Source organism: Pseudomonas sp. CFBP13508, assembly GCF_005233515.1.
Lineage (GTDB): Bacteria > Pseudomonadota > Gammaproteobacteria > Pseudomonadales > Pseudomonadaceae > Aquipseudomonas > Aquipseudomonas mercuritolerans.
The window spans coordinates 548,016-575,015 of the sequence record NZ_QFZZ01000002.1; the positions used below are offsets into that span (position 1 = coordinate 548,016).

Consider the following 27,000-nt stretch of genomic DNA (forward strand, 5'->3'; position numbering starts at 1 on the left):
AAACAACTCAGACCTGCCAGCGGGACATGCGAATGCAACTCAACGACAAAGTAATCATTATCACTGGCGGTTGCCAGGGTTTGGGCCGTTCCATGGCCGAGTATTTCGCCGGCAAGGGCGCGAAACTGGCCCTGGTCGATCTGAATCAGGAAAAACTCGACGCCGCCGTGGCTGCGTGCAAAGCCAAGGGTGTCGAAGCGCGCAGCTACCTGTGCAACGTCGCCAGTGAAGAACAGGTCGAGCACATGGTCGCGCAAGTGGCCGAAGACTTCGGCGCCATCCACGGCCTGATCAACAACGCCGGGATCCTGCGCGATGGTCTGCTGCTGAAGGTCAAGGACGGCGAGATGACCAAGATGAGCCTGGCGCAGTGGCAGGCAGTGATCGACGTCAACCTGACCGGCGTGTTTCTTTGCACCCGAGAAGTCGCGGCGAAGATGGTCGAGCTGAAGAACAGCGGCGCGATCATCAATATTTCCTCGATCTCCCGTGCGGGCAACGTCGGCCAGACCAACTATTCCGCCGCCAAGGCTGGCGTAGCGGCAGCGACCGTAACCTGGGCGAAGGAACTGGCGCGTTACGGCATTCGCGTCGCGGGCATTGCGCCGGGCTTCATCGAAACCGAAATGACTTTGGGCATGAAGCCGGAAGCGCTGGAGAAGATGACGTCGGGCATTCCGCTCAAGCGCATGGGCAAGCCGGAAGAGATCGCCCATTCGGCGGCGTATATCTTCGAAAACGACTACTACACCGGGCGGATTCTGGAGATGGATGGCGGGTTGCGCATCTGACTGTCACCCTGAAACAAATGTGGGAGCGAGCCTGCTCGCGAATGCGGTGTGTCATTCAACCCATTGGTTGTCTGATCTACCGCTTTCGCGAGCAGGCTCGCTCCCACAGGTTTTTCAGCGCTGCTGATGGATCAATCGTCGCTGATGGTGATGTTCGGCATCGCCGGCGTGGCCGCTTCCTGCAAGACGATGCGCGCGCCGACGTGGCGGGCCAGTTCCTGATAGACCATGGCGATCTGGCTGTCCGGCTCGGCGATCACGGTTGGCTTGCCGCCATCGGCCTGTTCGCGGATCAGCATCGACAGCGGCAGCGAGGCCAGCAATTCGACGCCGTACTGGGTGGCCAGTTTTTCGCCGCCACCTTCACCGAACAGATGCTCGGCATGCCCGCAGTTCGAGCAAATGTGCACGGCCATGTTTTCCACCACGCCCAGCACCGGAATGTTGACCTTGCGGAACATTTCCACGCCTTTGCGTGCGTCGAGCAACGCCAGATCCTGCGGCGTAGTGACGATCACCGCGCCGGCCACCGGGACTTTCTGCGCCAGGGTCAACTGGATGTCGCCGGTGCCTGGCGGCATGTCGATGACCAGATAATCCAGATCGCCCCAGGCAGTTTGCGTGACCAGTTGCAGCAGCGCCCCGGAAACCATCGGCCCGCGCCAGACCATCGGCGTGTTGTCGTCGGTCAGGAACGCCATCGACATGACTTCCACGCCGTGGGCCTTGAGCGGCACGAACCATTTCTGATCCTTGACCTCAGGACGGGTGCGCTCGGGAATGCCGAACATGATGCCTTGGCTCGGGCCGTAGATATCGGCGTCGAGGATGCCGACTTTGGCGCCTTCACGGGCCAGCGCCAGCGCGAGGTTGGCAGCGGTAGTGGATTTGCCCACGCCGCCCTTGCCGGACGCGACGGCGACGACGTTCTTGACGTTGGCCAGCCCCGGGATCTGCGCCTGGGCCTTGTGCGCGGCGATCACGCTGGTGATCTCGACTTTAGCCGCAGTGACACCTTCGAGGTTTTCGATAGCCAGTTGCAGCATTTGCGCCCAACCGCTCTTGAACAGGCCGGCGGCGTAGCCGATTTCCAGCTGCACATTGACGCGGTCACCGATGATCTCGATGTTTTTCACGCAACCGGCGCTGACCGGGTCCTGGTTCAGGTAAGGGTCGGTGTATTGGCTGAGGACGGCTTCCACCGCTGCGCGAGTGACGGCGCTCATGGGCAACTCCGATAACAAGACTGGAAAGGATGGCGGGTATCGTACGCTGGACACCGATTTGAGGCGAACAGATTACTTGCGCTGAAAAGCCACCGTGGTGAGGGGATTTATCCCCGTTGGGCTGCGCAGCAGTCGTAAAGACATTGCACTCGGACTATCTGATACATCGAAGTTTGCGGTTTTGAGGCGGCCTCGCCACCCAGCGGGGATAAATCCCCTCACCACACGAGCTCTCAAAGTACCCGGTGGCGCAGGGGTGAAAAATATGCGCCAGCGCTTTATAGTGGCCGACCTCCGTTTCATCAAGTAGCGAAGCCCCATGTCCGAGCCACGCAAGATCCTCGTCACCAGCGCCCTGCCCTACGCCAATGGTTCGATCCACCTTGGCCACATGCTGGAATACATCCAGACCGATATGTGGGTGCGCTTCCAGAAGCATCGCGGCAACCAATGCATCTATGTCTGCGCCGACGACGCCCACGGTTCGGCGATCATGCTGCGCGCGGAAAAGGAAGGCATCACCCCGGAACAACTGATCGCCAACGTACAGGCTGAACACAGCGCCGACTTTGCCGACTTCCTCGTCGATTTCGACAATTTCCACTCCACTCACGCCGAAGAAAACCGTGAGCTGTCGAGCCAGATCTACCTCAAGCTGCGTGACGCCGGGCACATCGCCCAGCGCTCGATCACCCAGTATTTCGACCCGGAAAAGAAAATGTTCCTGGCCGACCGCTTCATCAAGGGCACCTGCCCGAAATGCGGCACCGAAGACCAGTACGGCGACAACTGCGAAAAATGCGGCGCGACCTACGCACCGACTGACCTGAAGGATCCGAAGTCGGCGATCTCCGGCGCCACCCCGGTGCTCAAGGATTCCCAGCACTTCTTCTTCAAGCTGCCGGATTTCCAGGACATGCTGCAGGCCTGGACCCGAAGCGGCACCCTGCAGGACGCCGTGGCCAACAAGATCGCCGAATGGCTGGACGCCGGCCTGCAGCAGTGGGACATCTCCCGCGATGCGCCGTATTTCGGTTTCGAGATTCCGGGCGAACCGGGCAAGTATTTCTACGTGTGGCTGGATGCGCCGATCGGTTACATGGCCAGCTTCAAGAACCTCTGCAACCGCACGCCGGAGCTGGACTTCGACGCGTTCTGGGGCAAGGATTCGACTGCCGAGCTGTACCACTTCATCGGCAAGGACATCGTCAATTTCCATGCGCTGTTCTGGCCAGCCATGCTCGAAGGCGCCGGCTACCGCAAGCCGACCGGCATCAACGTGCACGGCTACCTGACCGTCAACGGCCAGAAAATGTCCAAGTCGCGCGGCACGTTCATCAAGGCCCGCACTTATCTGGATCACCTGTCGCCGGAATACCTGCGCTATTACTACGCGGCCAAGCTCGGCCGTGGCGTCGATGACCTTGACTTGAACCTCGAAGACTTCGTGCAGAAGGTCAACTCCGACCTGGTCGGCAAAGTGGTCAACATCGCCAGCCGTTGCGCCGGATTTATCCACAAAGGCAACGGCGGCCTGATGGTCGACAACAATGCCGCGCCGGAGCTGACCGAGGCCTTCCTCGCCGCCGCGCCAAGCATTGCCGACGCCTACGAGGCCCGCGATTTTGCCCGCGCCATGCGTGAAATCATGGCCCTGGCTGACCGCGCCAACGCGTGGATCGCCGACAAGGCGCCGTGGTCGCTGAACAAGCAGGAAGACAAGCAGGATGAAGTCCAGGCGATCTGCGCCACCGGCATCAACCTGTTCCGCCAGTTGGTGATCTTCCTCAAACCGGTGCTGCCGCTGCTGGCCGCCGATGCCGAGGCGTTCCTCAACGTCGCGCCGCTGACCTGGAATGACCACACCACCTTGCTGGCCAACCACCAGCTCAACGAATTCAAACCGTTGATGACCCGCATCGACCCGGTAAAAGTGCAAGCCATGACCGACGCCTCCAAGGAAGACCTGACCGCCAGCCAGACCGACACCGGCGCTGCGGCACCTACGGGTAACGGCGAACTGGCCAAGGATCCGCTGTCGCCGGAAATCGATTTCGACGCCTTTGCTGCCATCGATTTGCGCGTCGCTCTGATCGTCAAGGCCGAACACGTCGAAGGCGCCGACAAGCTGCTGCGCCTGACCCTCGACATCGGTGACGAGCAACGCAACGTGTTCTCCGGGATCAAGAGCGCCTACCCGGACCCGTCCAAGCTCGACGGTCGCCTGACCATGATGATCGCCAACCTCAAGCCACGGAAAATGAAGTTCGGTATTTCCGAAGGCATGGTGATGGCGGCAGGTCCCGGCGGTGAAGAGATCTACCTGCTGAGCCCTGACAGCGGCGCCAAGCCGGGTCAGCGCATCAAGTAAGACGTTGCCGTAAAGCGATCCCACCGACGTGCGCTGCATGCCGGTGGGATTTTTCATATCTGGCCCGATAGTGCCTACCCTTAAGAGACACCCGCCCGTTTCGCTGGCAGAACCATGACCGAACTCGTGTTAACGCTGATCAGTGCTGCGCTGCTCAACAATTTCGTGTTGCACTGGCCGCTGGGCGTCGCTCCGCTGCTGGCGGGCAACCGACGCCAGGTGCATGCGCTGGGGTTGGCGACGTTGTGCCTGATGGTGGTGGTCGGCGTTATCGGTCAGGCGATCTGGCAGTGGATACTGCTGCCGTTGCAGCTTGAAGCGCTGCGCCTGTTCGTGTTTCTGCCGTCGAGTGTGTTGTTGATCACGCCGCTGCTGAAACTGCTGGCGCGCGGGCTGCCGGATTGGCCGTTCGACGGATTGTGGCCGCTGCTGCTCGGCAATGCCGGCGTACTCGGGCTGGCGTTGATCAATGCGCAAAATGATCAAGGCCTGCTGCACGCGACAGCATTGAGTTTCGGCGCCGGGCTGGGTTTCTGGCTGGTGTTGAGTGTGTTCTGCGACCTGCGCGAGCGCACGGCCGACAACGATATTCCCCTGCCCTTTCGCGGCCTGCCGATCGACCTGATCAGCGCCGGACTGATCGCAGTGATTTTTCTCGGATTCAGTGGATTGATCAAAACATGAGTCTGCTTCAACGCATCGATGCCCTGCTGCCGCAGAACCAATGCGGCAAGTGCGGACATCCCGGATGCAAACCCTATGCACAAGGCATTGTTGACGGCGAGCCGATCAACAAGTGCCCGCCGGGCGGCGAAGAAACCATCGCTGCCCTGGCCGAGCTGTTGAAAATACCGGTCCTGGAACTGGACATCAGCCGTGGCCCGGCACCGCCGCAAGTCGCCTTCATCCGCGAGGCCGAATGCATCGGCTGCACCAAGTGCATTCAGGCCTGCCCGGTCGACGCCATCGTCGGCGCGGCAAAACTCATGCACACGGTGCTGATCGACGAGTGCACCGGTTGTGATCTGTGCGTTGCGCCGTGCCCGGTCGACTGCATCGAAATGCATCCTTTGCCTGCGAACACGACTGCCGTGGTTGGCGGTCTTGCGTTCGGTCTTGAAGAACAGCGCGCCCGCGCAATCAAGCGTGACCACGCGCGCCAGCGTTTCGAGCGCCGCAACCAGCGCCTGCTGCGCGAAGAACAGCAAAAGCAGGCCGAACGTGAAGCGCGAGCGCAGCGTGCGGCACAGCCGCAAGTGTCGACCGCCGACCCGGTGCAGGCTGCGCTGGAGCGGGTGCGGGCACAAAAAGCCGCGAGCGCCGATGCGGCGCTGAAGAAAGCCAAGGTCGATGTGGCGATGAGTCGCGCTCAATTGCATAAATCGCTGAAAGCCTTCGGCCATCCGCCGACGTTCGAACAGCAGTCGCAATTGATCGTCCTGCAGCAACAATTCGAAGCCGCCGAGCAAGCGCTGGCGAATCTGGAAAGCAGCCAACCGGCAATTCCCGCCGTTCCCGCACCGACCAACGACGCCGAACTGAAGCGAGCCAAGATCCAGTTGGCCATGCGCCGCGCCGAGCTGAAAAAAGCCCAAGCAGCGGAGGCTGCGCCGGAGCAGATCGCAGCACTGGAGCAAGCCGTGACTGACGCCGAGCGCCAGGTGCAAGACCATGCCACCCCTTGAGGCAGCGGACGATCGCCTGCAACAGGCGATGAATACCGTGCTGCTCGCAGCGCTGCCGGGGCTGCTCGCTTTGTTCTGGCTGTATGGCTGGGGCGTGTTGATCAATCTGCTGCTGGCGGTCATCAGCGCTTTGCTCGTCGAAGCTGGGGTCGCAAGCCTGCGTCGACAAGCCGTGCAACCGACGCTGCGCGATCGCAGTGCACTGGTCAGTGCGATGTTGCTGGCCGTCGCGCTGCCGGCTTATTGCCCTTGGTGGCTGACCGTCACGGCGACCGCTTCAGGCTTGTTGTTCGGCAAGCATCTGTATGGTGGCGTCGGCAAAAACCCTTTCAATCCGGCGATGCTTGGCTTTGCCCTGAGCATGGTGCTGTTTCCGCAAGCGATGACCCATTGGCCCGGTCATGGCCTCGATTTCCCCTCGGCGTTGCAACAGGTTTTCAACCCGGCTCCAGCACCGGACGCCTGGGCGCAAGCCACGGCACTGGACAGTCTGCGCATCAATAAAAGCCTGACCATCGATGAGCTGTTCGTCAGCAACCCGGCCTTCGGCCGTTTCGGCGGGCGCGGTGTGGAATGGGTGAATCTGGCGTTCCTGCTCGGCGGCCTGTGGCTGTTGCAGCGGCGGATCTTTTCCTGGCACGCACCGGTGGGGATGCTCGCCAGCCTGTTCGTCATCAGCTTGTTGTGCTGGAACGGCTCGGGTTCGGATTCCCACGGTTCGCCGCTGTTTCATCTGCTCAGCGGCGCGACCATGCTCGGTGCATTTTTTATCGTGACCGAACCGGTGTCCGGCGCGAAAAGCGCCCTCGCCCGCCTGCTGTTCGGCATTGGCGTCGGCTTGCTCACCTATCTGATTCGCACTTGGGGTGGTTACCCCGACGGCGTCGCGTTTGCGGTATTGCTGATGAATCTGCTGGTGCCGACGCTGGAGCGCTTCGCCGCCAGCCACCAGTTGAAGGTGAACGCGTGAACCGCTCGGCGAGCGTCGTGACGGTCGTGCTGCTGGCACTCTTTGGCGTGAGCGCAACATACGTGCTGCAGCGCAGCAGTGCACCGCAGATTGCCAGCGAGCAGCGTTTGCTCGACAGCCGCAAATTGCTTGATGTGCTTCCTTCGGGGTACTACGACAATCAGCCGCTGGAACAACCGCTGACGAAGCTCGCCGAGCCTGTTTTGCGCCATAGCACGCTGTCGGGCGGCTATCGAGCGACCCGCTCCGGACAGACAGTCGCGGTGCTGTTGCGCAGTCGCAGCGAAGGTTACGCAGGAGCACTGGAACTGCTGATTGCCATTGATGCAAATGGCAAACTCCTCGGCGTGAAAACCCTTGAGCAGCGCGAAACGCCAGGATTGGGTGGTGACATCGGAGAATGGCCGAACTCCTGGCTTCAGGCCTTCATCGGCAAATCCCGTACAGAGCCGACAGACGCCGGTTGGGCGCTGAAAAAGGATCAGGGGCAGTTCGATCAAATCGCTGGTGCGACCATAACTTCCCGTGCCGCCATCAACGCGATTCATGACGCACTGCGTTATTTCGATGAGCATCGGGCGCTGCTGCTGGGGAATGGCCAATGAGACGCACGGTGAGTTTATTGATGCTGGTGCCGCTACTCGGCGCCACACAAACGTTGAGCGCTGCGCTGGGGATGACCTTGATGCTCGGCATAGTGCTAGGCGCTTTTGCCATCTGCATGTCACCGCTGCGCGAGCGCCTGACGGGCACCCATACGTTGCTCGCCAGCCTGACACTTGCTGCCACATTGACCAGTTGCGCGGATATTGTGGCGCAACGCTGGTTTTTGCCATGGCAGCAGGCGTCTGCGCTCTATATAGGGCTGCTTGCCTTGCAGTGCGTCGCTCTTGAATACAGTGGCCTCTTTCGCGAGCCCATCGCTGCCATTTTCAAACGCTGCACCCTGTTCGCCGCGCTCATGCTGTTGATCGGCGGGCTGCGTGAAATCCTTGGCCATGGCTCCCTTGGCCGAGGGCTGTCGGCGTCCTGGCAAGGTCTGGTTGTCTTCCCCGAGGGATTGCATCTGTTTACGCTGGTCCCCGGCGCTTTGGTTTTAACGGGCGTGCTTCTCGCCGCACGTCAGGCGTGGACACGCCGCCACTCTGTCATCAAGGAAACGCATCGCCCATGAATGCTGCAAAACGTCTTGAGATATTTCGCCGACTGCACGAAGACAATCCCGAGCCGAAAACCGAGCTGGCCTACTCTTCGCCGTTCGAGCTGCTGATTGCGGTGATTCTTTCAGCGCAGTCCACCGATGTCGGCGTCAACAAGGCCACCGCCAAACTCTTCCCCGTCGCCAATACGCCCGCCGCTATTCACGCGCTGGGGGTCGAAGGCCTGTCCGAGTACATCAAGACCATCGGCCTGTACAACAGCAAGGCGAAGAACGTCATTGAAACCTGTCGCTTGCTGGTTGAACGCCATGGCGGGGAAGTGCCGCAAACCCGCGAAGAACTCGAAGCCCTGCCCGGCGTCGGGCGCAAGACTGCCAATGTGGTGCTAAATACCGCTTTCCGGCAATTGACCATGGCGGTCGACACGCACATCTTCCGCGTCAGCAATCGCACCGGCATCGCGCCGGGGAAAAATGTGGTGGAAGTTGAAATGAAATTGATGAAGTTTGTACCGAAAGAATTCCTGCTCGACTCACACCACTGGTTGATTCTGCACGGCCGTTATGTGTGCCTGGCACGCAAACCGCGCTGCGGCAGCTGCCGCATCGAAGATTTGTGCGAATACAAACACAAAACTTCTGACGATTGAGCCATCATCAGTTTTCCGTATCCATCGATTGAAAAAATCTTTTTTACCCGCCGCACTAATGTCGATATAAGGAGCGCCAAAGGCAGTCTTAGCCGGGAGTCGACTTCATGAGTACCGATAAAGAACAACTGGATGTGGAAGAAGATTTTATTGTCGCTGATGCCGATGACGCGGAGCCGGTGGTGGAAGTGGCTAAAACCAACCTCAGCAAGCGTCGCACAATCGACAACCTGCTTGAGGAGCGCCGATTGCAAAGACAATTGGCCGACTACGATTTTGATCTCTGATACCTGAAGGCCTCCCTGAACGGAGGCTTTTCAATTTCTGCGACAACCGAGCTTGATCGGCCCATGACGGTCTCAGCTGTCGAATCGTTCAAACCAGGCCATTGCGCTGCGCCAACTCGATGAGATCAACCAGAGACCGCGCATTGAGTTTCAGCAACAGACGAGTCTTGTAAGTGCTCACAGTCTTGTTGCTCAAAAACATGCCGTCTGCGATCTCCTTGTTGGTCTTGCCGCGGGCCAATTGCTGCAACACCATCATCTCCCGTCCGGACAGTCGATCAACCATGTCCGCTTCACTCGCATTGCCCAGACTGGTTCGCACGGTATGCAGCGCCTGATTAGGGAAATAGCTGTAGCCGGACAGAACAGCCTTGATCGCACTGAGCAATTCGGTGAGATCCTGTTGCTTGCATACATAACCCGCTGCGCCGGACTGCATACAGCGCATCGAAAAATGTCCCGGAGCCTGGGAAGTCAGCACCAGAACTTTCACCGGCATGGCAGTGGAAGTCAGGCGAGCAATAACTTCCAGGCCATCAAGTTTTGGTATGCCTATATCGAGAATGACAAGGTCCGGCAGTTGTTCACGAGCAATTTGTAGTGCATCAACGCCATTATCCGTTTCTGCAATGACTTCGTAGCCATGCCGTTCCATCAGCATACGTACCGCAAGTCGAATGACGGGATGGTCATCCACGATCAGCACTTTATTCATGGGCAAGTCCAGTTTTCGCTGTTCGAATTTTTAGAACACGCACGATATCCCAGTCACTTGCTTCAAGGCATGGCAACTTTTACACGCACTTGCATCGAGAGACATTCCCTACAAGCATCGAGGATAATTCCCACAAATCGGCCATTCTCGACCCGTCATAACCTCCTTCCTGCCTTCCTTATGGCGGCGAAACCTGGATTGCCGTGCAGGCAAATCCTACGCATCGCTGGTCCTGCGTGACGTCCCTGCTCACAATCAATTGGACATATAAGGTAACGAACCGGCAACAAGACACGTTCGACACCACATCATTGATTCTATAAAACTTGGAAATAAACACTTGCTACTTGCATGAACGTTTTTGCTGTAAATGGAAACATTGAACTTTCAACTAAACACAGAAGATGGAACTCAACCCATGCTGAAGATAAAAAACCAGATCACCAACCCCATGACAGTCATTGCCATATTTGCGATTCTTTCGGAAACTTCCGCCGCGGTCTCGCTGCCTTTTCTGGACAACAAGGACCGGGAAATTTACGTGTGGTTTCTGATCAGCTTTCCCTTTTATTTGTTATTTCTGTTTTTTATCACGCTCAACTTCAATCACCGGTCGCTTTATTCGCCATCCGACTTTGGCAAAGACAAAAGCTTTTTGAAGACGACAGAGCATCAGGAGCGAGACGACAAACGCAACGCACTGCTTCGCGAAACAGGCGAGCATTGCGCTTTCGAGCTGACCAGTTGCATCGTGTCAGCCAAAACCGGCCCTGGCCGATTCCCGCGTCCATGCAGAATTCACAACGCGCCAGACCCTCCACCCGGCACCAGGCGAAGAACCGATCCGGTTGTGCAGAACATCAAGCTGTCACCCTCGGTAGGCGAACTGACCATCATCGACGCGCGAGGTATCGATGCATCAAGGGAATTCGATGCGATCCTCGAAGCGCTCAAAAACGCAGAGAGGAAACATGCGCGCGTTCTCGTATTCCTGTGCAATCACGCCTCGGATTCGCTGGCCCACTGCGCACTGCAACAGATCAGGCAGGCGAAGAAAGGCCCAGGCGCCACACTTTGCATCGTGTACAACCTGTGTTCGCAGACTGTGACATTGCTCGGCAGAACCAGCTGACACCGCGACCACGCCTGTGTACAGACAGAACAAGGACCGGCCTGATGAACCCTACTGAAAATCCGAAAAAAAAGGCGGCCCTGAACAGGCCGCCTTTTTTAATGCGCGTCGGTCAGAGTCGCTCAGAACAACTTGCGACCCTTGTTAGCAGCAATACGCATGCGCAGCGCATTGAGCTTGATGAAGCCTGCCGCGTCGGCCTGGTTGTAAGCGCCGCCGTCTTCTTCAAAGGTCGCGATGTTGGCGTCGAACAGTGAGTCGTCGGACTTGCGGCCAGTAACGATGACGTTGCCTTTGTACAACTTCAGGCGCACTACGCCGTTCACGTTGACCTGCGAAGCGTCGATCATCTGTTGCAGCATCAGACGCTCAGGGCTCCACCAGTAGCCGGTGTAGATCAGGCTGGCGTACTTGGGCATCAACTCGTCTTTGAGGTGAGCGACTTCGCGGTCCAGAGTGATCGACTCGATGGCGCGGTGGGCGCGCAGCATGATGGTGCCGCCCGGGGTTTCGTAGCAGCCACGGGACTTCATGCCGACATAACGGTTTTCGACGATGTCGAGACGACCGATGCCGTGCTCGCCGCCGATCTTGTTCAGCGTCGCCAGTACGGTGGCCGGGGTCATTTCGACGCCGTCCAGCGCGACGATGTCGCCGTTGCGGTAGGTCAGTTCCAGGTATTGCGGGGTGTCGGGAGCCTTCTCCGGGGAGACGGTCCAGCGCCACATGTCTTCTTCGTGTTCGGTCCAGGTGTCTTCCAGCACGCCGCCTTCATAGGAGATGTGCAGCAGGTTGGCGTCCATCGAGTACGGAGATTTTTTCTTGCCGTGGCGTTCGATCGGGATCGCGTGCTTCTCGGCGTAGTCCATCAGCTTCTCGCGGGACAGCAGGTCCCACTCGCGCCAAGGGGCGATCACTTTCACGCCTGGCTTGAGCGCGTAGGCGCCCAGTTCGAAGCGCACCTGGTCGTTGCCCTTGCCGGTGGCGCCATGGGAAATGGCGTCGGCGCCGGTTTCGTTGGCGATTTCGATCAGGCGCTTGGCGATCAGCGGACGGGCGATGGAAGTACCCAGCAGGTACTCGCCTTCGTAAACGGTGTTGGCGCGGAACATCGGGAACACGAAATCACGCACGAATTCTTCGCGCAGGTCGTCGATGTAGATTTCTTTGACGCCCATGGCCTGAGCCTTGGCGCGGGCCGGCTCGACCTCTTCGCCTTGACCGAGATCAGCGGTGAAGGTCACCACTTCACAGTTATAAGTATCCTGCAGCCACTTGAGGATCACCGAAGTGTCCAGGCCGCCGGAATACGCCAGAACGACCTTGTTTACGTCCGCCATGCCATCACTCCACGGGGTTCTACGGAAAGCCGGGGAGTCTACCGCTCAAACGCAATAATTTACAGAGGCGCGACAGCTTAAGACGACAAAGCGACAGAATCTGTCGAGAGCGCGACGATGACCGGCGGGTCAGGAAGTCGCTGCGGCCGTGGCCGGCGTACTCGCTTGCGGCGCCGGCGCAGGAGCCGTGGTGGGTGCCACGCGCGACAGTTTCACGTTGACCCGACGGTTCTTCGCACGATTGGCCTTGCTGGTGTTCGGCACGATCGGATATTGCTCGCCGTGGAAACGCACGGTGATCTGCGATTCCTGAATGCCGTTGGCCTTGAAGAAATCCACCACCGCCAGCGCGCGGCGGCGCGACAATTCGCGGTTGGTCAGACGATTGCCGCTGTTGTCGGAATGACCGTCGAGGTCAATGTGGTTCACCGTCGGGTCGGCCTTCATGTATTCGAGCATCACTTGCAGCTTGGCCTTGGCAGCCGGGTCCAGCTCAACCCCTTCGCCGGGGAAGCCGATTTGCGACTGCTTGATCTGGTCGAAATTCTGCGGCAGCAATTTCGCCACACAGCCTTGATAGTCGTTGAACGCCTTGCTGAATTTCACCGGCAACAAACGCACTTCGGAGACGCGGCCATCGCCAGACGCACGGCGTACCACCGGGCTGCGACCGTCCAGCAGACCGCTGATCAATCCCCCGGCCTGGGATTGCGAGCTGTTGAACAACACATTGCCGCTGCCCAGACGCACAGAGCCCAGATTGATGTCGCCACGCCCCGGCTGCCAGGGTGCAGCGGCAGCGAGCAAGGTCGCCGAACCACCACCGAGCATGGCGTTATAGGCATTCAGGCGAAAGATCGCCTGCTCACCGGCCTTGCGCACGAACTCGCCCGAGCCGAAATCGGTGATCGGCTGGGTCAGGCGGCATTCGAACTGGTCGCCGGCGACCGTCCACTCAATGTTCTCCAGACGGGTCTGGTAAGTCAGCGCCATCGCGGGAAGGCTGGCAAACACACTGAGCAGGGCTAAATAACGCTGGCGCACGGGAGGCTCCATTGGCTTGTGAAACACAAACACCGATTCACACAATGTTTACGGCATACCTTCGGGATATCGGACGCGTGTGGCAAAACTTGATAGCGGGTGCCTGCAAGAGTCTTTTCCGGTAGCATTCGCCTCAGTTTGACCCGCCTGGAATCCCCTCATGTCCGACCGCCTGACCCTGCTGCGTCCCGACGACTGGCACATTCATCTTCGCGATGGTGCCGTGTTGACCAATACCGTTGCCGATGTGGCCCGCACCTTCGGGCGCGCGATCATCATGCCGAACCTGGTACCGCCGGTGCGCAACGCCGCTGAAGCCGACGGCTATCGCCAGCGCATTCTCGCTGCCCGCCCGGCCGGCAGTCAGTTCGAGCCGTTGATGGTGCTGTACCTCACCGATCGCACCCAACCGGAAGAAATTCGTCAGGCCAAGGCCAGCGGTTTCGTCTACGCCGCCAAGCTGTACCCGGCCGGCGCGACCACCAACTCCGATTCCGGCGTGACCAGCATCGACAAGATCTTCCCGGCGCTGGAAGCCATGGCCGAAGTCGGCATGCCGCTGTTGATCCACGGTGAAGTCACCCGTGGCGACGTCGATGTGTTCGATCGCGAAAAGATTTTCATCGACGAGCACATGCGCCGCGTGGTCGAGCGTTTCCCGACGCTGAAAGTGGTGTTCGAACACATCACCACCGGCGACGCCGTGCAGTTCGTCAACGAGGCTTCGGCCAACGTCGGCGCGACCATCACCGCGCATCACCTGCTGTACAACCGCAACCACATGCTGGTCGGGGGGATTCGGCCGCACTTCTACTGCTTGCCGATTCTCAAGCGCAACACCCACCAGGAAGCCTTGCTCGACGCGGCCACCAGTGGCAGCACCAAGTTCTTCCTCGGCACCGACTCGGCGCCCCACGCCCAGCATGCCAAGGAAGCCGCCTGCGGTTGCGCCGGTTGCTACACCGCCTACGCCGCCATCGAGATGTATGCCGAAGCGTTCGAACAGCGTAACGCGCTGGATAAACTCGAAGCCTTCGCCAGCCTCAACGGTCCACGTTTCTACGGCCTGCCGGCTAACACCGATCACATCACCCTGGTCCGTGAAGAATGGACTGCCCCGACCAGCCTGCCGTTTGGCGAGCTGACCGTTATCCCGCTGCGCGCCGGTGAAAAACTGCGCTGGCGCCTGCTGGAGGAACACGCGTGAGTGAAGACAATTTCGACGATGAACTGGACGGTCAAGGTGGCGGCGGCGGTTCCCGTCATCCGATGGCAGCGCGTTTTCGCGGCTACCTGCCGGTTGTCGTCGACGTAGAAACTGGTGGCTTCAACGCAGCCACCGATGCCTTGCTGGAGATTGCCGCGACCACCATCGCCATGGATGAAAAGGGTTTCGTCTACCCGGATCACACCTACTTCTTCCGCGTCGAGCCATTCGAAGGCGCCAACGTCGAAGCGGCAGCGCTGGAGTTCACCGGGATCAAGCTCGATCATCCGCTACGCATGGCCGTCAGCGAAGAAACCGCGCTGACCGACATCTTCCGTGGCATTCGCAAGGCGCTGAAAGCCAACGGCTGCAAGCGGGCAATTCTGGTCGGGCACAACAGCAGTTTCGACCTGGGCTTCCTCAACGCAGCAGTTGCGCGCCTGGACATGAAGCGCAACCCGTTCCACCCGTTCTCCAGTTTCGACACCGCGACCCTGGCGGGTCTGGCGTATGGTCAGACCGTGCTGGCGAAAGCCTGTCAGGCCGCGGGCATCGATTTCGACGGTCGTGAAGCGCACTCGGCGCGTTACGACACCGAAAAGACCGCTGAGCTGTTCTGCGGCATCGTCAATCGCTGGAAGCAGATGGGCGGCTGGGAAGACTTCGACGACTGATCCCCTGCGAACAAATCCCGCGCATGAAAAAACCGGCCCACATGGGCCGGTTTTTTTGTACCTCGACGTTGCGCCTTACAGGGCCGCAGCGTTCTCGGTCAGGTAAGCCGCAACGCCTTCCGGCGAAGCGTTCATGCCTTTGTCGCCTTTCTTCCAGTTGGCCGGGCAGACTTCGCCGTGCTCTTCGTGGAATTGCAGCGCGTCGACCAGACGGATCAGCTCTTCCATGTTACGGCCCAGCGGCAGGTCGTTGATGATCTGCGAGCGAACCACGCCTTTGTCGTCGATCAGGAACGCGCCACGGAAAGCCACGCCGCCTTCGGATTCAACGTCGTATGCCTTGGCGATGTCGTGCTTCATGTCGGCAGCCATGGTGTATTTCACCTGGCCGATGCCGCCATTGTTGACCGGGGTGTTGCGCCAGGCGTTGTGGGTGAAGTGCGAGTCGATCGACACGGCGATCACTTCAACGTTGCGTGCCTTGAAGTCAGCCATGCGGTTGTCCAGAGCGATCAGCTCGGACGGGCAGACGAAGGTGAAGTCCAGTGGGTAGAAGAACACCAGGCCGTATTTGCCTTTGATGGCCGAGGACAGGGTGAAGCTGTCAACGATCTCGCCATTGCCGAGTACGGCCGGGACGGTGAAGTCTGGGGCTTGTTTGCCTACGAGTACGCTCATTGATATCTCCTGGTGTAGAAACTTGAAGTTCAAGGTCCGGGCCAGCCTGCCACCCTCAGGCGACAGCCCTGTGACACGAACCCTCTTCGCAAGGGACGACCATCATACACTGCGTATTTGGCCTGTCCGTAACGGATTTTCCCTGTTCGGTTATCCACTGCGTATTCATGGGGTCAGACGCGCATTTGGAAAATACCGTTCGTCAGTCGCCGGCAAATAGGCTGCGAAGCGTTCCGAAAGCACTTTGACAATCATTCTCGTTAACATTAAGATCCATCGCAATTGAGTCACAACCAGCGACGGTTCTTACTTATGTATGTTTGCCTCTGCACTGGCGTCACCGACGGACAGATCCGCGAAGCGATCTATGAAGGTTGCTGTAGCTACAAAGAAGTTCGCCAGGCCACCGGCGTCGCCAGCCAGTGTGGAAAATGCGCCTGCCTTGCCAAGGAAGTGGTGCGCGAAACCCTGACCAAGCTGCAAACCGCCCAGGCCGCGATCCCTTACCCGGTAGAATTTACTGCTGCGTAAATGCCCCATTTCAAAGAACCGGACTAGATGTCCGGTTTTTTTATGCCTGAAAATCAATTGCTTAGCGTCCAGACGCGGAACACAAACATTCTTATTCCGATTAATTTTCATTTATTATTCAATAACTTAGGTTTGACACTTATAAATACCAAGCTCAAACTCCGCCTTATATACGGTTAATACAGGGCAGGACTCCGATCATGAAAGGCGACATTACAGTCATCCAGCATCTCAACAAGATCCTCGCCAATGAGCTGGTCGCGATCAATCAATACTTTCTGCATGCACGCATGTATGAAGATTGGGGTCTGAACAAGCTCGGCAAGCACGAATACCACGAATCCATCGACGAGATGAAACACGCGGACAAGCTGATCAAGCGCATCCTGTTCCTTGAAGGCCTGCCGAATGTGCAGGACTTGGGCAAGCTGCACATCGGCGAGCACACCCGCGAGATGCTCGAATGCGACTTGCGCATCGAAAAGACCGGCCATGCCGATCTGAAAGCCGCCATCGCCCACTGCGAAACCGTTGGCGACTTCGGTAGCCGTGAACTGCTCGAAGACATTCTCGAGTCGGAAGAAGAACACATCGACTGGCTGGAAACCCAGCTCGGCCTGATCGACAAGATCGGTCTGGAAAACTATCTGCAGTCGCAGATGGGCGAAGAGTAGGAGCTGTCGGGTGAAACGAGGCTGCGATCTTTATCGATTTCAGCTTTAACTTCGCAAGACCTATGTAAACGCCAACAAAAAAGCCCCGCCCTCTTTCGAGGTGCGGGGCTTTTTTGTTGGCCGAAGATCAAAAGATCGCAGCCTCGTTTCACTCGACAGCTCCTACAGGAGACGCGTCGTCGAGCGAAACTCCATGAACGCAGAATCAGGCTTCGGACTTGTTCGCCGCTGCCGCTTCGACAGCCGCCTTGATGGTGCTTTGCAGCGAACCGTCTGCAGCCATCTCGGTCATGATGTCGCTGCCGCCGACCAGCTCACCACCGACCCACAGTTGCGGGAAAGTCGGCCAGTTGGCGTACTTTGGCAGATTGGCGCGGATTTCCGGGTTCTGCAGGATGTCCACGTACGCGAACTTTTCACCACAGGCCATCACGGCTTGCGCAGCTTTTGCGGAGAAGCCGCACTGCGGGGCATTCGGCGAGCCTTTCATGTAAAGCAGAATGGTGTTGTTGGCAATCTGCTCTTTAATCGTTTCGATGATATCCATGGAGCACCTCGGCTGAACTTTCCGACTCAGAGGTCGGCACGGTGGCGCATTGTAACGGAATCCCGAGCGCCATGCTCGGTCTCCCCGACAGACCCGCTCAAGCCGCCGCCACGGTCACCGGCACACCGTTCAACGCCGCGTTACCCGACAGTTCGTCGAGCTGGCACTCGTCGGTCAGGTCGTTGGCGCTCGATCCCGGCTGGCCACTGGCGATTGCCATCTGCACGCCCGGGCGCGCATGGCCCCAACCGTGGGGCAGGCTGACCACGCCTTTCATCATGTCGAGACTGGCGAGCACTTCCACCTCGATCTGCCCGACCCGCGAACTCACCCGAACCCGCTGCCCATCGGCCAGACCACGGCTGGCCAGGTCATCCGGATGCATCAGCAACTGATGCCGCGGCTTGCCCTTCACCAGCCGATGAAAATTGTGCATCCACGAATTATTGCTGCGTACATGGCGGCGGCCGATCATCAACAATTCATCGGCTGCCGGCGCCTGCAACGCGGCAAAGCGTGCGAGGTCGGCGAGAATTTCCGGCGGTGCGGCCTGGATACGCTGATTCGGCGTTTTCAGACGTGACGCCAGATTCGGCTTCAGCGCCCCCAGATCAATGCCGTGCGGATGATCGAACAGCGTCACCAGCGACAGCTTGTGCTCGGACCCATCGCCGTAGCGGCCCATGCGCAGGCCCATGTCGATCATCTTCGCCGGCGGCATCGTCGGTTTCAGCTCCTTGCCGGTTTTCTCGGCGAAGGCTTTGGCCAAGCCGACGAAGATCTCCCAGTCGTGCAGCGCACCCTCGGGCTTGGCGAGAATCGCGCGATTGAAGCGGGTGACGTTACGCACCGCAAACAGGTTGAAAGTGGTGTCGTAGTGATCGTTTTCCAGCGCCGAGGTCGACGGCAGGATCAGATCGGCATAGCGCGTGGTTTCGTTGATGTACAGGTCGATGCTGAGCATGAAGTCGAGGCCGTCCAGAGCCTGCTCCAACTGCCGGCCGTTGGGCGTCGACAGCACCGGGTTGCCGGCGACGGTGATCAGCGCGCGGATCTGCCCCTCGCCTTCCGTGAGCACTTCTTCAGCGAGCACCGAGACCGGCAACTCGCCGCCGTATTCCGGACGACCGGAAACCCGGCTCTGCCATTTGTTGAAATGCCCGCCCGAGGTCGACGCCACCAGATCCACCGCCGGCTCGGTGCACAGTGCACCGCCAACGCGATCGAGATTGCCGGTGACCAGATTGATCAACTGCACCACCCAATGACAGAGGGTGCCGAAGGCCTGGGTCGAGACGCCCATGCGTCCATAGCAGACCGCACTCGGCGCAGCAGCGAAGTCGCGCGCCAGTTGGCGAATCTGTTCGGCAGGCACTGCGCAGAGCGGGCTCATCGCTTCGGCACTAAACGCAGCCACGGCGTTGCGCACCTCGTCGAGGCCATCGACCTGCAAATGGCTGTCGCGGGTCAGGCCTTCGCTGAACAGCGTATTGAGCATGCCGAACAGCAACGCCGCATCGCCACCGGGGCGGACGAAAACGTGTTGATCGGCCATCGCTGCGGTTTCGCTGCGGCGCGGATCGACCACCACCACTTTGCCGCCGCGCGCCTGAATCGCCTTCAGGCGCTTCTCGACGTCCGGCACGGTCATGATGCTGCCGTTCGACGCCAACGGATTGCCGCCGAGGATCAGCATGAAATCGGTGTGATCGATGTCCGGAATCGGCAACAGCAGACCGTGGCCGTACATCAGATAGCTGCTGAGGTGGTGCGGCAGTTGATCGACCGACGTTGCCGAGTAGCGATTGCGGGTTTTCAGCAACCCCAGGAAGTAATTGCTGTGGGTCATCAGGCCGTAGTTGTGCACGCTCGGATTGCCCTGATACACCGCAACGGCGTTCTGCCCGTGACGTTCCTGAATCGCCGCCAGTTTCTCGGCCACCAGCGCAAACGCCTCGTCCCATTCGATCGGCAGCCATTCGCTGCCGACGCGGCGCATCGGCTGACGCAGGCGATCCGGATCATTCTGAATATCTTGCAGGGCCACGGCTTTCGGGCAGATATGGCCGCGGCTGAAGGTGTCGAGGGCATCACCCTTGATCGAGGTGATCGCGACGTTGCCATCGGTTTCCGTGGTTTCGATGGTCAGGCCGCAAATGGCTTCGCACAGGTGGCATGCACGGTGGTGAAGAGTCTTGGTCATGGCCAGTCTCTGTCTTGTTCGGGAGCAGGCAATCACGCCCGCGGGAACAAAACTATGGCCCGTGCGCAGAGGCGGCGCCAGCGACGTTCGTCTTGTGAATCGACGGTTATCAGGACAGCCGATAAATCGCCGCGATCAGTTCGGCGGCAACTGCGGCGGTGCCGCCAACTGGATTTCCTGGATGGTTTCGATCTGCTCGTGGGCGACGTGCACGCCGGTGAGCTCGCCGATCAACCGCCAGTGCTCATCGAGCCCGGCGCTGATGGTGGCCATGCGATCGATCATGTGTCGACCGGCGGATTTGACCACTTCATCGTCACTGCGCAGCAACTCGAAAGACATCGAGGTGACGGACGCGGTGAGATGGGTCAGGGAGCGAGCCGTGTGGCCCAGCAGTTCCATTAACAGTTGTTCTTTCGATTCCATGCGGAGGCTTCCTGCGTCGCTCGAAACTTATTTATAACCCAGCACTTTGCTTTAGCAAATGTTTCAGTCTGAACATCCGACCAAGCGAATCCGTGGCGCGATGGTCGTAAAGCGACCAAAGCCGCGCCGATGCCCCGCGGCGGATTGCCAAGCGCGGCGGGGCCAGTGTACAAAGAGGCTCGCTGCTGCACTGGACCCGGCTTCAAAATGCGCACCGATATCACTCGGTCCGCGCTCCGAATCCCGCTGAAAAAGTAGCCTATTGGCATAACGCGACATTTAATGTCAATATCGCGCCTCCCCCTATTTCGTCGCCCCGTGCGGCTTACGCCGCAGGTCTCGCCCGTTGTTCCGTTAAACAAGGCTTTGAGCATCTGCGGTCTGTAGCAAAAAGGTAGTCAATGATGAGCGCAAGGCACTTTCTCTCCCTGATGGATTGCACGCCCGAAGAGCTGGTCAGCGTGATCCGTCGAGGCGTTGAGCTCAAGGACCTGCGTAACCGCGGCGTACTGTTCGAGCCTCTGAAAAACCGCGTGCTGGGGATGATCTTCGAAAAATCCTCGACCCGTACCCGGATCTCCTTCGAGGCCGGCATGATCCAGCTCGGCGGCCAGGCGATTTTCTTGTCCCCGCGCGACACCCAACTGGGCCGTGGCGAGCCGATCAGCGACTGCGCCATCGTCATGTCGAGCATGCTCGATGCGGTGATGATCCGCACCTTCGCCCACAGCACCCTCACCGAATTCGCCGCCAACTCGCGGGTGCCGGTGATCAACGGCCTGTCCGATGATCTGCACCCTTGCCAGTTGCTCGCCGACATGCAGACCTTTCTTGAGCACCGTGGCTCGATCCAGGGCAAGACCGTGGCCTGGATCGGTGACGGCAACAACATGTGCAACAGCTATATAGAAGCGGCGATCCAGTTCGACTTCCAATTGCGCGTTGCCTGCCCGGAAGGCTACGAGCCGAACCCGGAATTCGTCGCCCAGGCTGGTGATCGCGTGACCATCGTCCGCGATCCGCAAGACGCCGTGCGTGGCGCGCATCTGGTCAGCACCGACGTCTGGACTTCGATGGGTCAGGAAGAGGAAACTGCCAAGCGCCTCAAGCTGTTCGCGCCGTTCCAGGTCAACCGTGCCCTGCTCGACCTCGCTGCCGAGGACGTGCTGTTCATGCACTGCCTGCCGGCGCACCGTGGCGAAGAAATCAGTCTCGACCTGCTCGATGACCCGCGCTCCGTCGCCTGGGATCAGGCAGAAAACCGTCTCCACGCACAGAAGGCCCTGCTCGAGTTCCTCGTCGAACCGGCATATCACCACGCATGAGCCATGAATTACTGCTGAACCTGCGCAACCTCGCTTGCGGCTATCAAGATCAACGCGTGGTGCAGAACCTCAATCTGCACCTCAACGCCGGCGACATCGGCTGCCTGCTCGGCTCGTCCGGCTGCGGCAAGACCACCACCCTGCGCGCGATCGCCGGTTTCGAACCGGTGCACGAAGGCGAAATCACCCTCGGTGGCGAAACCCTCTCCAGTGCCGGTTTCACCCTGGCGCCGGAGAAACGCCGGATCGGCATGGTGTTTCAGGACTACGCGCTGTTCCCGCACCTGAGTGTGGCCGACAACATCGCTTTCGGCATTCGCAAGCACCCTAACAAGGCGCGCGTGGTCGAAGAGCTGCTGGAACTGGTCAACCTGAAAAACCTCGGCAAACGCTTCCCCCACGAGTTGTCCGGCGGTCAGCAACAGCGTGTCGCCCTCGCCCGCGCCCTGGCGCCGGAACCGCAGCTGTTGCTGCTCGACGAGCCGTTTTCCAACCTCGATGGCGAGTTGCGCCGCAAGCTCAGCCATGAGGTGCGCGACATCCTCAAGGCCCGTGGCACCAGTGCGATCCTGGTGACCCACGATCAGGAAGAAGCCTTTGCCGTCAGCGACCACGTTGGTGTGTTCAAGGAAGGTCGGCTCGAGCAGTGGGACACGCCTTACAACCTCTACCACGAACCGGCGACGCCTTATGTCGCCAGTTTCATCGGTCAGGGTTATTTCATTCGCGGTCAGCTCGTCACCCCGGAATCGGTGCAGACCGAGCTGGGTGAACTGCGCGGCAACCGTGCTTACACCTGGCCGATTGGCGGCGCGGTGGACGTGCTGTTGCGTCCGGATGACATTGTTTATGCGCCGGATAGCTCACTGAAGGCGCAGATTGTCGGCAAGACATTCCTCGGCGCGGCGACCTTGTATCGCCTGCAACTGCCGACCGGTGCGCAACTGGAATCGATCTTCCCCAGCCATGCCGATCATCTGGTTGGCGCGCAGGTCGGGATTCGCGTAGCGGCGGATCATTTGGTGCTGTTCCAGGCTTCGGGGAGCACTGCGGCACAGATTCCGGCGGTGGAAAACGGCGTCCGTCGATTCAGCACCAGCCTTTAATCCGCACTGGATAAAAATTGTGGGAGCGAGCCTGCTCGCGAATGCGGTGTTTCAGTCACCGAAGATGTTGACTGAAAGAGCGCTTTCGCGAGCAGGCTCGCTCCCACAGTTGGTATTGCCTCAGCCTAAAAACAGGGTGCCGCTGGCCACCAGCGTCGCATTGCCGCCAATCTTCACCCGCTCACCTTCCAACCGACAGAACAACTCCCCGCCCCGCGCCGAGCGCTGGCACGCGGTCAGGTTCGATTTGCCCAGACGTTTGGCCCAGTACGGAATCAGGCTGCAATGGGTCGAGCCGGTCACCGGGTCTTCATTGATACCGATGGCCGGGGCGAAATAGCGCGAGACGAAGTCATGCTGGTTGCCACGCGCAGTAACGATCGCGCCCAGCCATGGCAGTTTCGCCAGCGCTGCCATGTCCGGTTGGCAGTCGAGCACGGCCTGTTCCGAGTCCAGCACCACGAACAGCTCGTTGGAGCCGAGCACATCAACCGCCTCGACACCGAGCGCCCGCTCGACGTCCAGCGTCACGCCGATTTCCGATGGCACGATGGTCGGGAAGTCCAGCCATAGCCGGTCGCCTTCGCGGCTGACACTCAGCGGGCCGGACTTGCAAGTGAAGTCGATGCGCTCGGCCCCTTCCTTATAGATTTCGAACAATACAAATGCGCTGGCCAAAGTCGCATGCCCGCACAGTGGCACTTCAGTTGTCGGGGTGAACCAGCGGATATGCCAGGCCTGGCCTTCGCGCACCAGAAACGCAGTCTCCGCCAGGTTGTGTTCGGCGGCGATCTTCTGCATCAAGTCATCGGCCAGCCAGCTGTCGAGCCGATAGACCATCGCCGGGTTGCCACTGAACGGCCGATCACTGAACGCGTCGACCTGATGAAACGCAAGCTGCATGATTTTCTCCCTGAATTGGTCGACCGAGCATGCAACGGCGGGCCGGATCAGTGCCAGTGACAGAAGCGCAATTTTTTCTTCATACAGCCGGCGCGACTATTACACCCGGCCGATATCGGCGAACTGCGCCTGGGTGTGCTCGGCCAGCACCGCCGGTGCCAGTTCCACTTCCAGTCCTCGCCGCCCGGCGCTCACATAGATAGTCGCAAACTCCTGAGCGGAATTGTCGATGAAGGTGCGCAGGCGTTTCTTCTGCCCGAGCGGGCTGATGCCGCCCAACAGGTAGCCGGTGGAGCGTTGCGCGGCGGCGGGATCAGCCATTTCGGCTTTCTTCACTCCGGCGGCGTGTGCCAGTCCCTTGAGGTCGAGCGTTCCGACGACCGGCACCACAGCCACCAGCAGTTCGCCTTTTTCACTGGCGGCCAGCAGGGTTTTGAACACTTGCGCCGGTGCGAGCCCGAGCTTCTCCGCCGCCTCCAGCCCGTAGGACGCGGCCTTCGGATCATGTTCGTAACTGTGTACGCGATGTTCGGCACGAACTTTTTTCAACAAGTCCAACGCTGGGGTCATGGCAGCTCCGGGTTCGGCAGTCTTTGAAAAACCTGCGGCGGATTCTAGGTCATCGTTGGGCAAAAGGCTCTATTCCAGGCCGCGAATCCCGTGGCTTCGCGCTGCATTCAAGCTGATCGCCGCGCTGATCATTCACACGACGAATAGTTTTATTGTGACCGACGGTTCACTTTCGACCTTTGACAGGTTTGTTTCTTGTCTATATTTTTTCGAATCTGAATAATGTAAGAATCATGCTCCGCGCAGTACCCAGCAGTAACCCGGGAACCGAATGGGGATTCCGACCCGGTGAAGATCGCGCCCTGCTCCGTTGGCAAGGCGCTACACAAGAAAAAGAACCGAGGTTTTCAATGACAGCTGCTTTACCGCAACCATCGCTTTCCGGCCAATGCATGGCCGAATTCCTGGGCACCGCCCTTCTGATCTTCTTCGGCACCGGTTGTGTCGCCGCGCTCAAAGTCGCGGGCGCCAGCTTCGGCCTGTGGGAAATCAGCATCATCTGGGGCGTCGGCGTGAGCATGGCGATCTACCTCACCGCCGGGGTTTCCGGCGCGCACCTGAACCCGGCCGTGAGCATCGCTCTGGCAATCTTCGCTGATTTCGAAAAGCGCAAACTGCCGTTCTATATCCTTTCGCAAATCGCTGGCGCCTTCTGCGGCGCGTTGCTGGTGTACACGCTGTACAGCAATCTGTTCTTCGATTACGAACAAACCCACCAGATGGTTCGTGGCTCGGCTGCCAGCCTGGAATTAGCCTCGGTGTTCTCCACCTACCCGAACCCTGTGCTGTCGACGGCCCAGGCGTTTCTGGTCGAGATGATCATCACCGCGATCCTGATGGGCGTGATCATGGCCCTGACCGATGACAACAACGGCCTGCCACGCGGCCCGATGGCGCCGCTGCTGATCGGTTTGCTGATTGCCGTGATCGGCAGTGCGATGGGCCCGCTGACCGGTTTCGCCATGAACCCTGCGCGTGACTTCGGTCCGAAACTGATGACTTTCCTTACCGGTTGGGGTGAAATTTCCTTCACCGGTGGTCGTGATATTCCGTATTTCCTGATTCCGATTTTTGCACCGATTGTCGGTGCCTGCCTCGGCGCTGCCGGGTATCGCGGGCTGATTGCCCGTCACCTGACCGGCGCCACACCTGCTACAAAGGATGCAGAACCGGCCATTGACGGCAAACCAAGAACTTCTTGAAACAGTCGGCGCCGGCTCCTGCCAAACCGAGCCTGCGCCACGGCCCACTCTCCCTTATTTCGTCCAAGGCAATCGACATGACCGACATTCAGAACAAGAACTACATCATTGCCCTTGATCAGGGTACGACCAGCTCCCGCGCGATCATCTTCGACCGCGACGCGAACGTGGTCTGCACCGCGCAGCGAGAATTCGTTCAGCATTACCCGCAAGCCGGTTGGGTCGAGCATGACCCGATGGAAATTTTCGCCACCCAGAGCGCGGTGATGGTTGAAGCGCTAGCCCAGGCCGGCCTGCATCATGACCAGGTCGCCGCGATCGGTATCACCAACCAGCGGGAAACCACCGTGGTCTGGGACAAGACCACTGGCCGCCCGGTGTATAACGCGATCGTCTGGCAGTGCCGCCGCAGCACCGAGATCTGCCAGCAGCTCAAGCGCGATGGTCACGAAGACTACATCCGTGACACCACCGGTCTGGTCACCGACCCGTACTTCTCCGGCACCAAACTGAAGTGGATCCTCGACAACGTCGAAGGCAGCCGCGAGCGTGCGCGCAACGGCGAACTGCTGTTCGGCACCGTCGATAGCTGGCTGATCTGGAAATTCACCGGCGGCAAGGTGCACGTCACCGACTACACCAACGCCTCGCGCACCATGCTCTTCAATATCCATTCGCTGGAGTGGGACTCGAAGATGCTGGAGATCCTCGACATCCCGCGCGAGATGCTCCCGGAAGTCAAAGCCTCCTCGGAAATCTACGGTCGCACCAAGAGCGGCATCGCCATCGGCGGTATCGCCGGCGACCAGCAAGCGGCGCTGTTCGGCCAGATGTGCGTAGAGCCGGGCCAAGCGAAAAACACCTACGGCACCGGTTGCTTCCTGCTGATGAACACCGGCGACAAAGCGGTGAAATCCCAGCACGGCATGCTCACCACCATCGCTTGCGGCCCGCGCGGCGAAGTGGCTTATGCTCTGGAAGGCGCCGTGTTCAACGGCGGTTCGACCGTGCAATGGCTGCGCGATGAACTGAAAATCGTCAACGACGCCCACGACACCGAATACTTTGCCAACAAGGTCAAGGACAGCAACGGTGTGTATCTGGTGCCGGCGTTTACCGGTCTCGGCGCACCGTACTGGGACCCGTATGCCCGTGGCGCGCTGTTCGGCCTGACGCGCGGCGTACGCGTCGATCACATCATCCGCGCCGCGCTGGAATCGATCGCCTACCAGACCCGCGACGTACTCGACGCGATGCAACAGGACTCCGGCGAACGCCTCAAGGCCCTGCGTGTGGACGGCGGTGCGGTGGCGAACAACTTCCTCATGCAATTCCAGGCCGACATCCTCGGCACTCAGGTGGAGCGTCCGCAAATGCGCGAAACCACCGCACTCGGCGCTGCCTATCTGGCCGGCCTGGCCTGCGGCTTCTGGGGCAGCCTGGAAGAACTGCGCGGCAAAGCAGTGATCGAGCGCGAGTTCGAACCGAGCCTTGACGAAACCGAGAAAGAGAAACTCTACAAAGGCTGGAAAAAAGCCGTCAGCCGCACCCGTGACTGGGCGCGTGAGGACGCCGAATAAGCCA

Annotated in this window: 28 protein-coding genes and 2 pseudogenes; 18 read left to right on the forward strand and 12 right to left on the reverse strand. The window is 59.5% G+C overall.

Annotated elements, in window-relative coordinates:
* Positions 1 to 32: 32 nt before the first annotated feature.
* Positions 33 to 791, forward strand: a complete 759-nt coding sequence (locus PspCFBP13508_RS06935; protein ID WP_137214055.1) for an SDR family oxidoreductase — start codon at positions 33 to 35, stop codon at positions 789 to 791.
* A 20-nt stretch (positions 792 to 811) separates the two neighbouring features.
* On the opposite strand, the pseudogene PspCFBP13508_RS27590 reads toward PspCFBP13508_RS06935, so the two are convergent.
* Together PspCFBP13508_RS27590 and apbC are read right to left on the reverse strand one after the other, a co-directional pair.
* Positions 812 to 919, reverse strand: a pseudogene (locus PspCFBP13508_RS27590) (metal ABC transporter ATP-binding protein); the annotation flags it as partial.
* A 3-nt stretch (positions 920 to 922) separates the two neighbouring features.
* Entirely contained in the window at positions 923 to 2,017 is a 1,095-nt protein-coding gene (apbC, locus tag PspCFBP13508_RS06945) for an iron-sulfur cluster carrier protein ApbC (protein WP_130912033.1), read from the reverse strand.
* Between the two features lie 319 nt (positions 2,018 to 2,336).
* Here apbC and metG point away from each other — a divergent pair, with 319 nt between their 5' ends.
* The 8 genes from metG to PspCFBP13508_RS06985 all read left to right on the forward strand — a co-directional run bounded on the left by metG (position 2,337) and on the right by PspCFBP13508_RS06985 (position 9,139).
* On the forward strand, positions 2,337 to 4,388 hold the full coding sequence (gene metG / locus PspCFBP13508_RS06950; protein WP_137214056.1) for a methionine--tRNA ligase: 2,052 nt from the start codon (positions 2,337 to 2,339) through the stop codon (positions 4,386 to 4,388).
* A gap of 114 nt (positions 4,389 to 4,502) precedes the next feature.
* Entirely contained in the window at positions 4,503 to 5,072 is a 570-nt protein-coding gene (locus PspCFBP13508_RS06955) for an Rnf-Nqr domain containing protein (RefSeq protein ID WP_137214057.1), read from the forward strand.
* Positions 5,069 to 6,073, forward strand: coding sequence for an electron transport complex subunit RsxB (gene rsxB, locus PspCFBP13508_RS06960; protein ID WP_137214058.1), 1,005 nt, complete (start codon positions 5,069 to 5,071; stop codon positions 6,071 to 6,073). Before PspCFBP13508_RS06955 ends, rsxB begins: the two co-directional genes overlap by 4 nt.
* Positions 6,060 to 7,043, forward strand: a complete 984-nt coding sequence (locus PspCFBP13508_RS06965; RefSeq protein WP_137214059.1) for an RnfABCDGE type electron transport complex subunit D — start codon at positions 6,060 to 6,062, stop codon at positions 7,041 to 7,043. The genes rsxB and PspCFBP13508_RS06965 overlap by 14 nt, the downstream gene beginning before the upstream one ends.
* Positions 7,040 to 7,648 (forward strand): RnfABCDGE type electron transport complex subunit G, encoded by a 609-nt coding sequence (locus PspCFBP13508_RS06970; protein WP_137214060.1) that lies wholly within the window; start codon positions 7,040 to 7,042, stop codon positions 7,646 to 7,648. Before PspCFBP13508_RS06965 ends, PspCFBP13508_RS06970 begins: the two co-directional genes overlap by 4 nt.
* Positions 7,645 to 8,217, forward strand: coding sequence for an Rnf-Nqr domain containing protein (locus tag PspCFBP13508_RS06975; protein ID WP_137214061.1), 573 nt, complete (start codon positions 7,645 to 7,647; stop codon positions 8,215 to 8,217). The genes PspCFBP13508_RS06970 and PspCFBP13508_RS06975 overlap by 4 nt, the downstream gene beginning before the upstream one ends.
* Positions 8,214 to 8,852: an endonuclease III gene (gene nth, locus PspCFBP13508_RS06980; protein WP_016773410.1), complete on the forward strand. Its 639-nt coding sequence runs from the start codon at positions 8,214 to 8,216 to the stop codon at positions 8,850 to 8,852. Before PspCFBP13508_RS06975 ends, nth begins: the two co-directional genes overlap by 4 nt.
* Before the next feature lie 107 nt (positions 8,853 to 8,959).
* A complete protein-coding gene (locus PspCFBP13508_RS06985) occupies positions 8,960 to 9,139 on the forward strand; it encodes a hypothetical protein (RefSeq protein WP_130912026.1) in 180 nt (59 codons plus the stop codon).
* Between the two features lie 88 nt (positions 9,140 to 9,227).
* Here PspCFBP13508_RS06985 and PspCFBP13508_RS06990 read toward each other — a convergent pair whose 3' ends face one another.
* Positions 9,228 to 9,854 (reverse strand): response regulator transcription factor, encoded by a 627-nt coding sequence (locus PspCFBP13508_RS06990; RefSeq protein WP_130912025.1) that lies wholly within the window; start codon positions 9,852 to 9,854, stop codon positions 9,228 to 9,230.
* A gap of 418 nt (positions 9,855 to 10,272) precedes the next feature.
* Between PspCFBP13508_RS06990 and PspCFBP13508_RS06995 the strand changes: the two genes are divergently transcribed.
* On the forward strand, positions 10,273 to 10,986 hold the full coding sequence (locus PspCFBP13508_RS06995) for a hypothetical protein (protein ID WP_130912024.1): 714 nt from the start codon (positions 10,273 to 10,275) through the stop codon (positions 10,984 to 10,986).
* A 122-nt stretch (positions 10,987 to 11,108) separates the two neighbouring features.
* Here PspCFBP13508_RS06995 and PspCFBP13508_RS07000 read toward each other — a convergent pair whose 3' ends face one another.
* Complete coding sequence (locus PspCFBP13508_RS07000) at positions 11,109 to 12,326, reverse strand: argininosuccinate synthase (RefSeq protein WP_007953201.1); 1,218 nt, start codon at positions 12,324 to 12,326, stop codon at positions 11,109 to 11,111.
* Positions 12,327 to 12,455: 129 nt separating this feature from the next.
* Positions 12,456 to 13,370 carry an OmpA family protein gene (locus tag PspCFBP13508_RS07005; RefSeq protein ID WP_041479867.1) on the reverse strand — a complete coding sequence of 305 codons (915 nt, stop codon included), beginning with the start codon at positions 13,368 to 13,370 and terminating at the stop codon, positions 12,456 to 12,458.
* Positions 13,371 to 13,530: 160 nt separating this feature from the next.
* On the opposite strand from PspCFBP13508_RS07005, the gene pyrC reads away from it, so the two are divergent.
* Together pyrC and rnt are read left to right on the forward strand one after the other, a co-directional pair.
* Positions 13,531 to 14,577, forward strand: coding sequence for a dihydroorotase (gene pyrC, locus PspCFBP13508_RS07010; protein WP_137214062.1), 1,047 nt, complete (start codon positions 13,531 to 13,533; stop codon positions 14,575 to 14,577).
* The gene (gene rnt, locus PspCFBP13508_RS07015) at positions 14,574 to 15,251 is read left to right on the forward strand and encodes a ribonuclease T (protein WP_016773404.1); all 678 of its coding nucleotides are present in this window, start codon (positions 14,574 to 14,576) and stop codon (positions 15,249 to 15,251) included. The genes pyrC and rnt overlap by 4 nt, the downstream gene beginning before the upstream one ends.
* A 75-nt stretch (positions 15,252 to 15,326) precedes the next feature.
* Here rnt and PspCFBP13508_RS07020 read toward each other — a convergent pair whose 3' ends face one another.
* Positions 15,327 to 15,929 (reverse strand): peroxiredoxin, encoded by a 603-nt coding sequence (locus PspCFBP13508_RS07020; RefSeq protein ID WP_003227723.1) that lies wholly within the window; start codon positions 15,927 to 15,929, stop codon positions 15,327 to 15,329.
* A gap of 312 nt (positions 15,930 to 16,241) precedes the next feature.
* Here PspCFBP13508_RS07020 and PspCFBP13508_RS07025 point away from each other — a divergent pair, with 312 nt between their 5' ends.
* Together PspCFBP13508_RS07025 and bfr are read left to right on the forward strand one after the other, a co-directional pair.
* Positions 16,242 to 16,460, forward strand: coding sequence for a bacterioferritin-associated ferredoxin (locus tag PspCFBP13508_RS07025; RefSeq protein WP_003227725.1), 219 nt, complete (start codon positions 16,242 to 16,244; stop codon positions 16,458 to 16,460).
* Positions 16,461 to 16,660: 200 nt separating this feature from the next.
* On the forward strand, positions 16,661 to 17,134 hold the full coding sequence (gene bfr / locus PspCFBP13508_RS07030; protein WP_016773403.1) for a bacterioferritin: 474 nt from the start codon (positions 16,661 to 16,663) through the stop codon (positions 17,132 to 17,134).
* Positions 17,135 to 17,339: 205 nt separating this feature from the next.
* Here the strand turns inward: bfr and grxD are convergent, their stop codons facing one another.
* The 3 genes from grxD to PspCFBP13508_RS07045 form a co-directional block, all read right to left on the reverse strand.
* Positions 17,340 to 17,681 (reverse strand): Grx4 family monothiol glutaredoxin, encoded by a 342-nt coding sequence (gene grxD, locus PspCFBP13508_RS07035; protein WP_016773402.1) that lies wholly within the window; start codon positions 17,679 to 17,681, stop codon positions 17,340 to 17,342.
* Positions 17,682 to 17,778: 97 nt separating this feature from the next.
* Positions 17,779 to 19,884, reverse strand: coding sequence for a molybdopterin oxidoreductase family protein (locus PspCFBP13508_RS07040; RefSeq protein WP_137214063.1), 2,106 nt, complete (start codon positions 19,882 to 19,884; stop codon positions 17,779 to 17,781).
* A gap of 135 nt (positions 19,885 to 20,019) precedes the next feature.
* Positions 20,020 to 20,310 carry a hypothetical protein gene (locus PspCFBP13508_RS07045; RefSeq protein ID WP_016773401.1) on the reverse strand — a complete coding sequence of 97 codons (291 nt, stop codon included), beginning with the start codon at positions 20,308 to 20,310 and terminating at the stop codon, positions 20,020 to 20,022.
* A gap of 404 nt (positions 20,311 to 20,714) precedes the next feature.
* Here PspCFBP13508_RS07045 and argF point away from each other — a divergent pair, with 404 nt between their 5' ends.
* Positions 20,715 to 21,635: an ornithine carbamoyltransferase gene (gene argF / locus PspCFBP13508_RS07050; protein ID WP_024014160.1), complete on the forward strand. Its 921-nt coding sequence runs from the start codon at positions 20,715 to 20,717 to the stop codon at positions 21,633 to 21,635.
* Positions 21,632 to 22,741 (forward strand): ABC transporter ATP-binding protein, encoded by a 1,110-nt coding sequence (locus tag PspCFBP13508_RS07055; protein ID WP_130912626.1) that lies wholly within the window; start codon positions 21,632 to 21,634, stop codon positions 22,739 to 22,741. Before argF ends, PspCFBP13508_RS07055 begins: the two co-directional genes overlap by 4 nt.
* Before the next feature lie 17 nt (positions 22,742 to 22,758).
* On the opposite strand, the pseudogene PspCFBP13508_RS27595 reads toward PspCFBP13508_RS07055, so the two are convergent.
* The 3 genes and pseudogenes from PspCFBP13508_RS27595 to ybaK form a co-directional block, all read right to left on the reverse strand.
* Positions 22,759 to 22,857 (reverse strand): annotated as a pseudogene (locus PspCFBP13508_RS27595) (metal ABC transporter ATP-binding protein); the annotation flags it as partial.
* Between the two features lie 4 nt (positions 22,858 to 22,861).
* Complete coding sequence (locus tag PspCFBP13508_RS07065; protein ID WP_137214064.1) at positions 22,862 to 23,644, reverse strand: PhzF family phenazine biosynthesis protein; 783 nt, start codon at positions 23,642 to 23,644, stop codon at positions 22,862 to 22,864.
* A 99-nt stretch (positions 23,645 to 23,743) separates the two neighbouring features.
* The gene (gene ybaK / locus PspCFBP13508_RS07070; protein ID WP_137214065.1) at positions 23,744 to 24,214 is read right to left on the reverse strand and encodes a Cys-tRNA(Pro) deacylase; all 471 of its coding nucleotides are present in this window, start codon (positions 24,212 to 24,214) and stop codon (positions 23,744 to 23,746) included.
* A gap of 350 nt (positions 24,215 to 24,564) precedes the next feature.
* On the opposite strand from ybaK, the gene PspCFBP13508_RS07075 reads away from it, so the two are divergent.
* Both PspCFBP13508_RS07075 and glpK read left to right on the forward strand, forming a co-directional pair.
* The gene (locus PspCFBP13508_RS07075; RefSeq protein ID WP_137214066.1) at positions 24,565 to 25,416 is read left to right on the forward strand and encodes an MIP/aquaporin family protein; all 852 of its coding nucleotides are present in this window, start codon (positions 24,565 to 24,567) and stop codon (positions 25,414 to 25,416) included.
* A gap of 77 nt (positions 25,417 to 25,493) precedes the next feature.
* Complete coding sequence (glpK, locus tag PspCFBP13508_RS07080) at positions 25,494 to 26,996, forward strand: glycerol kinase GlpK (RefSeq protein WP_024014162.1); 1,503 nt, start codon at positions 25,494 to 25,496, stop codon at positions 26,994 to 26,996.
* The last annotated feature ends 4 nt before the right edge of the window (positions 26,997 to 27,000 follow it).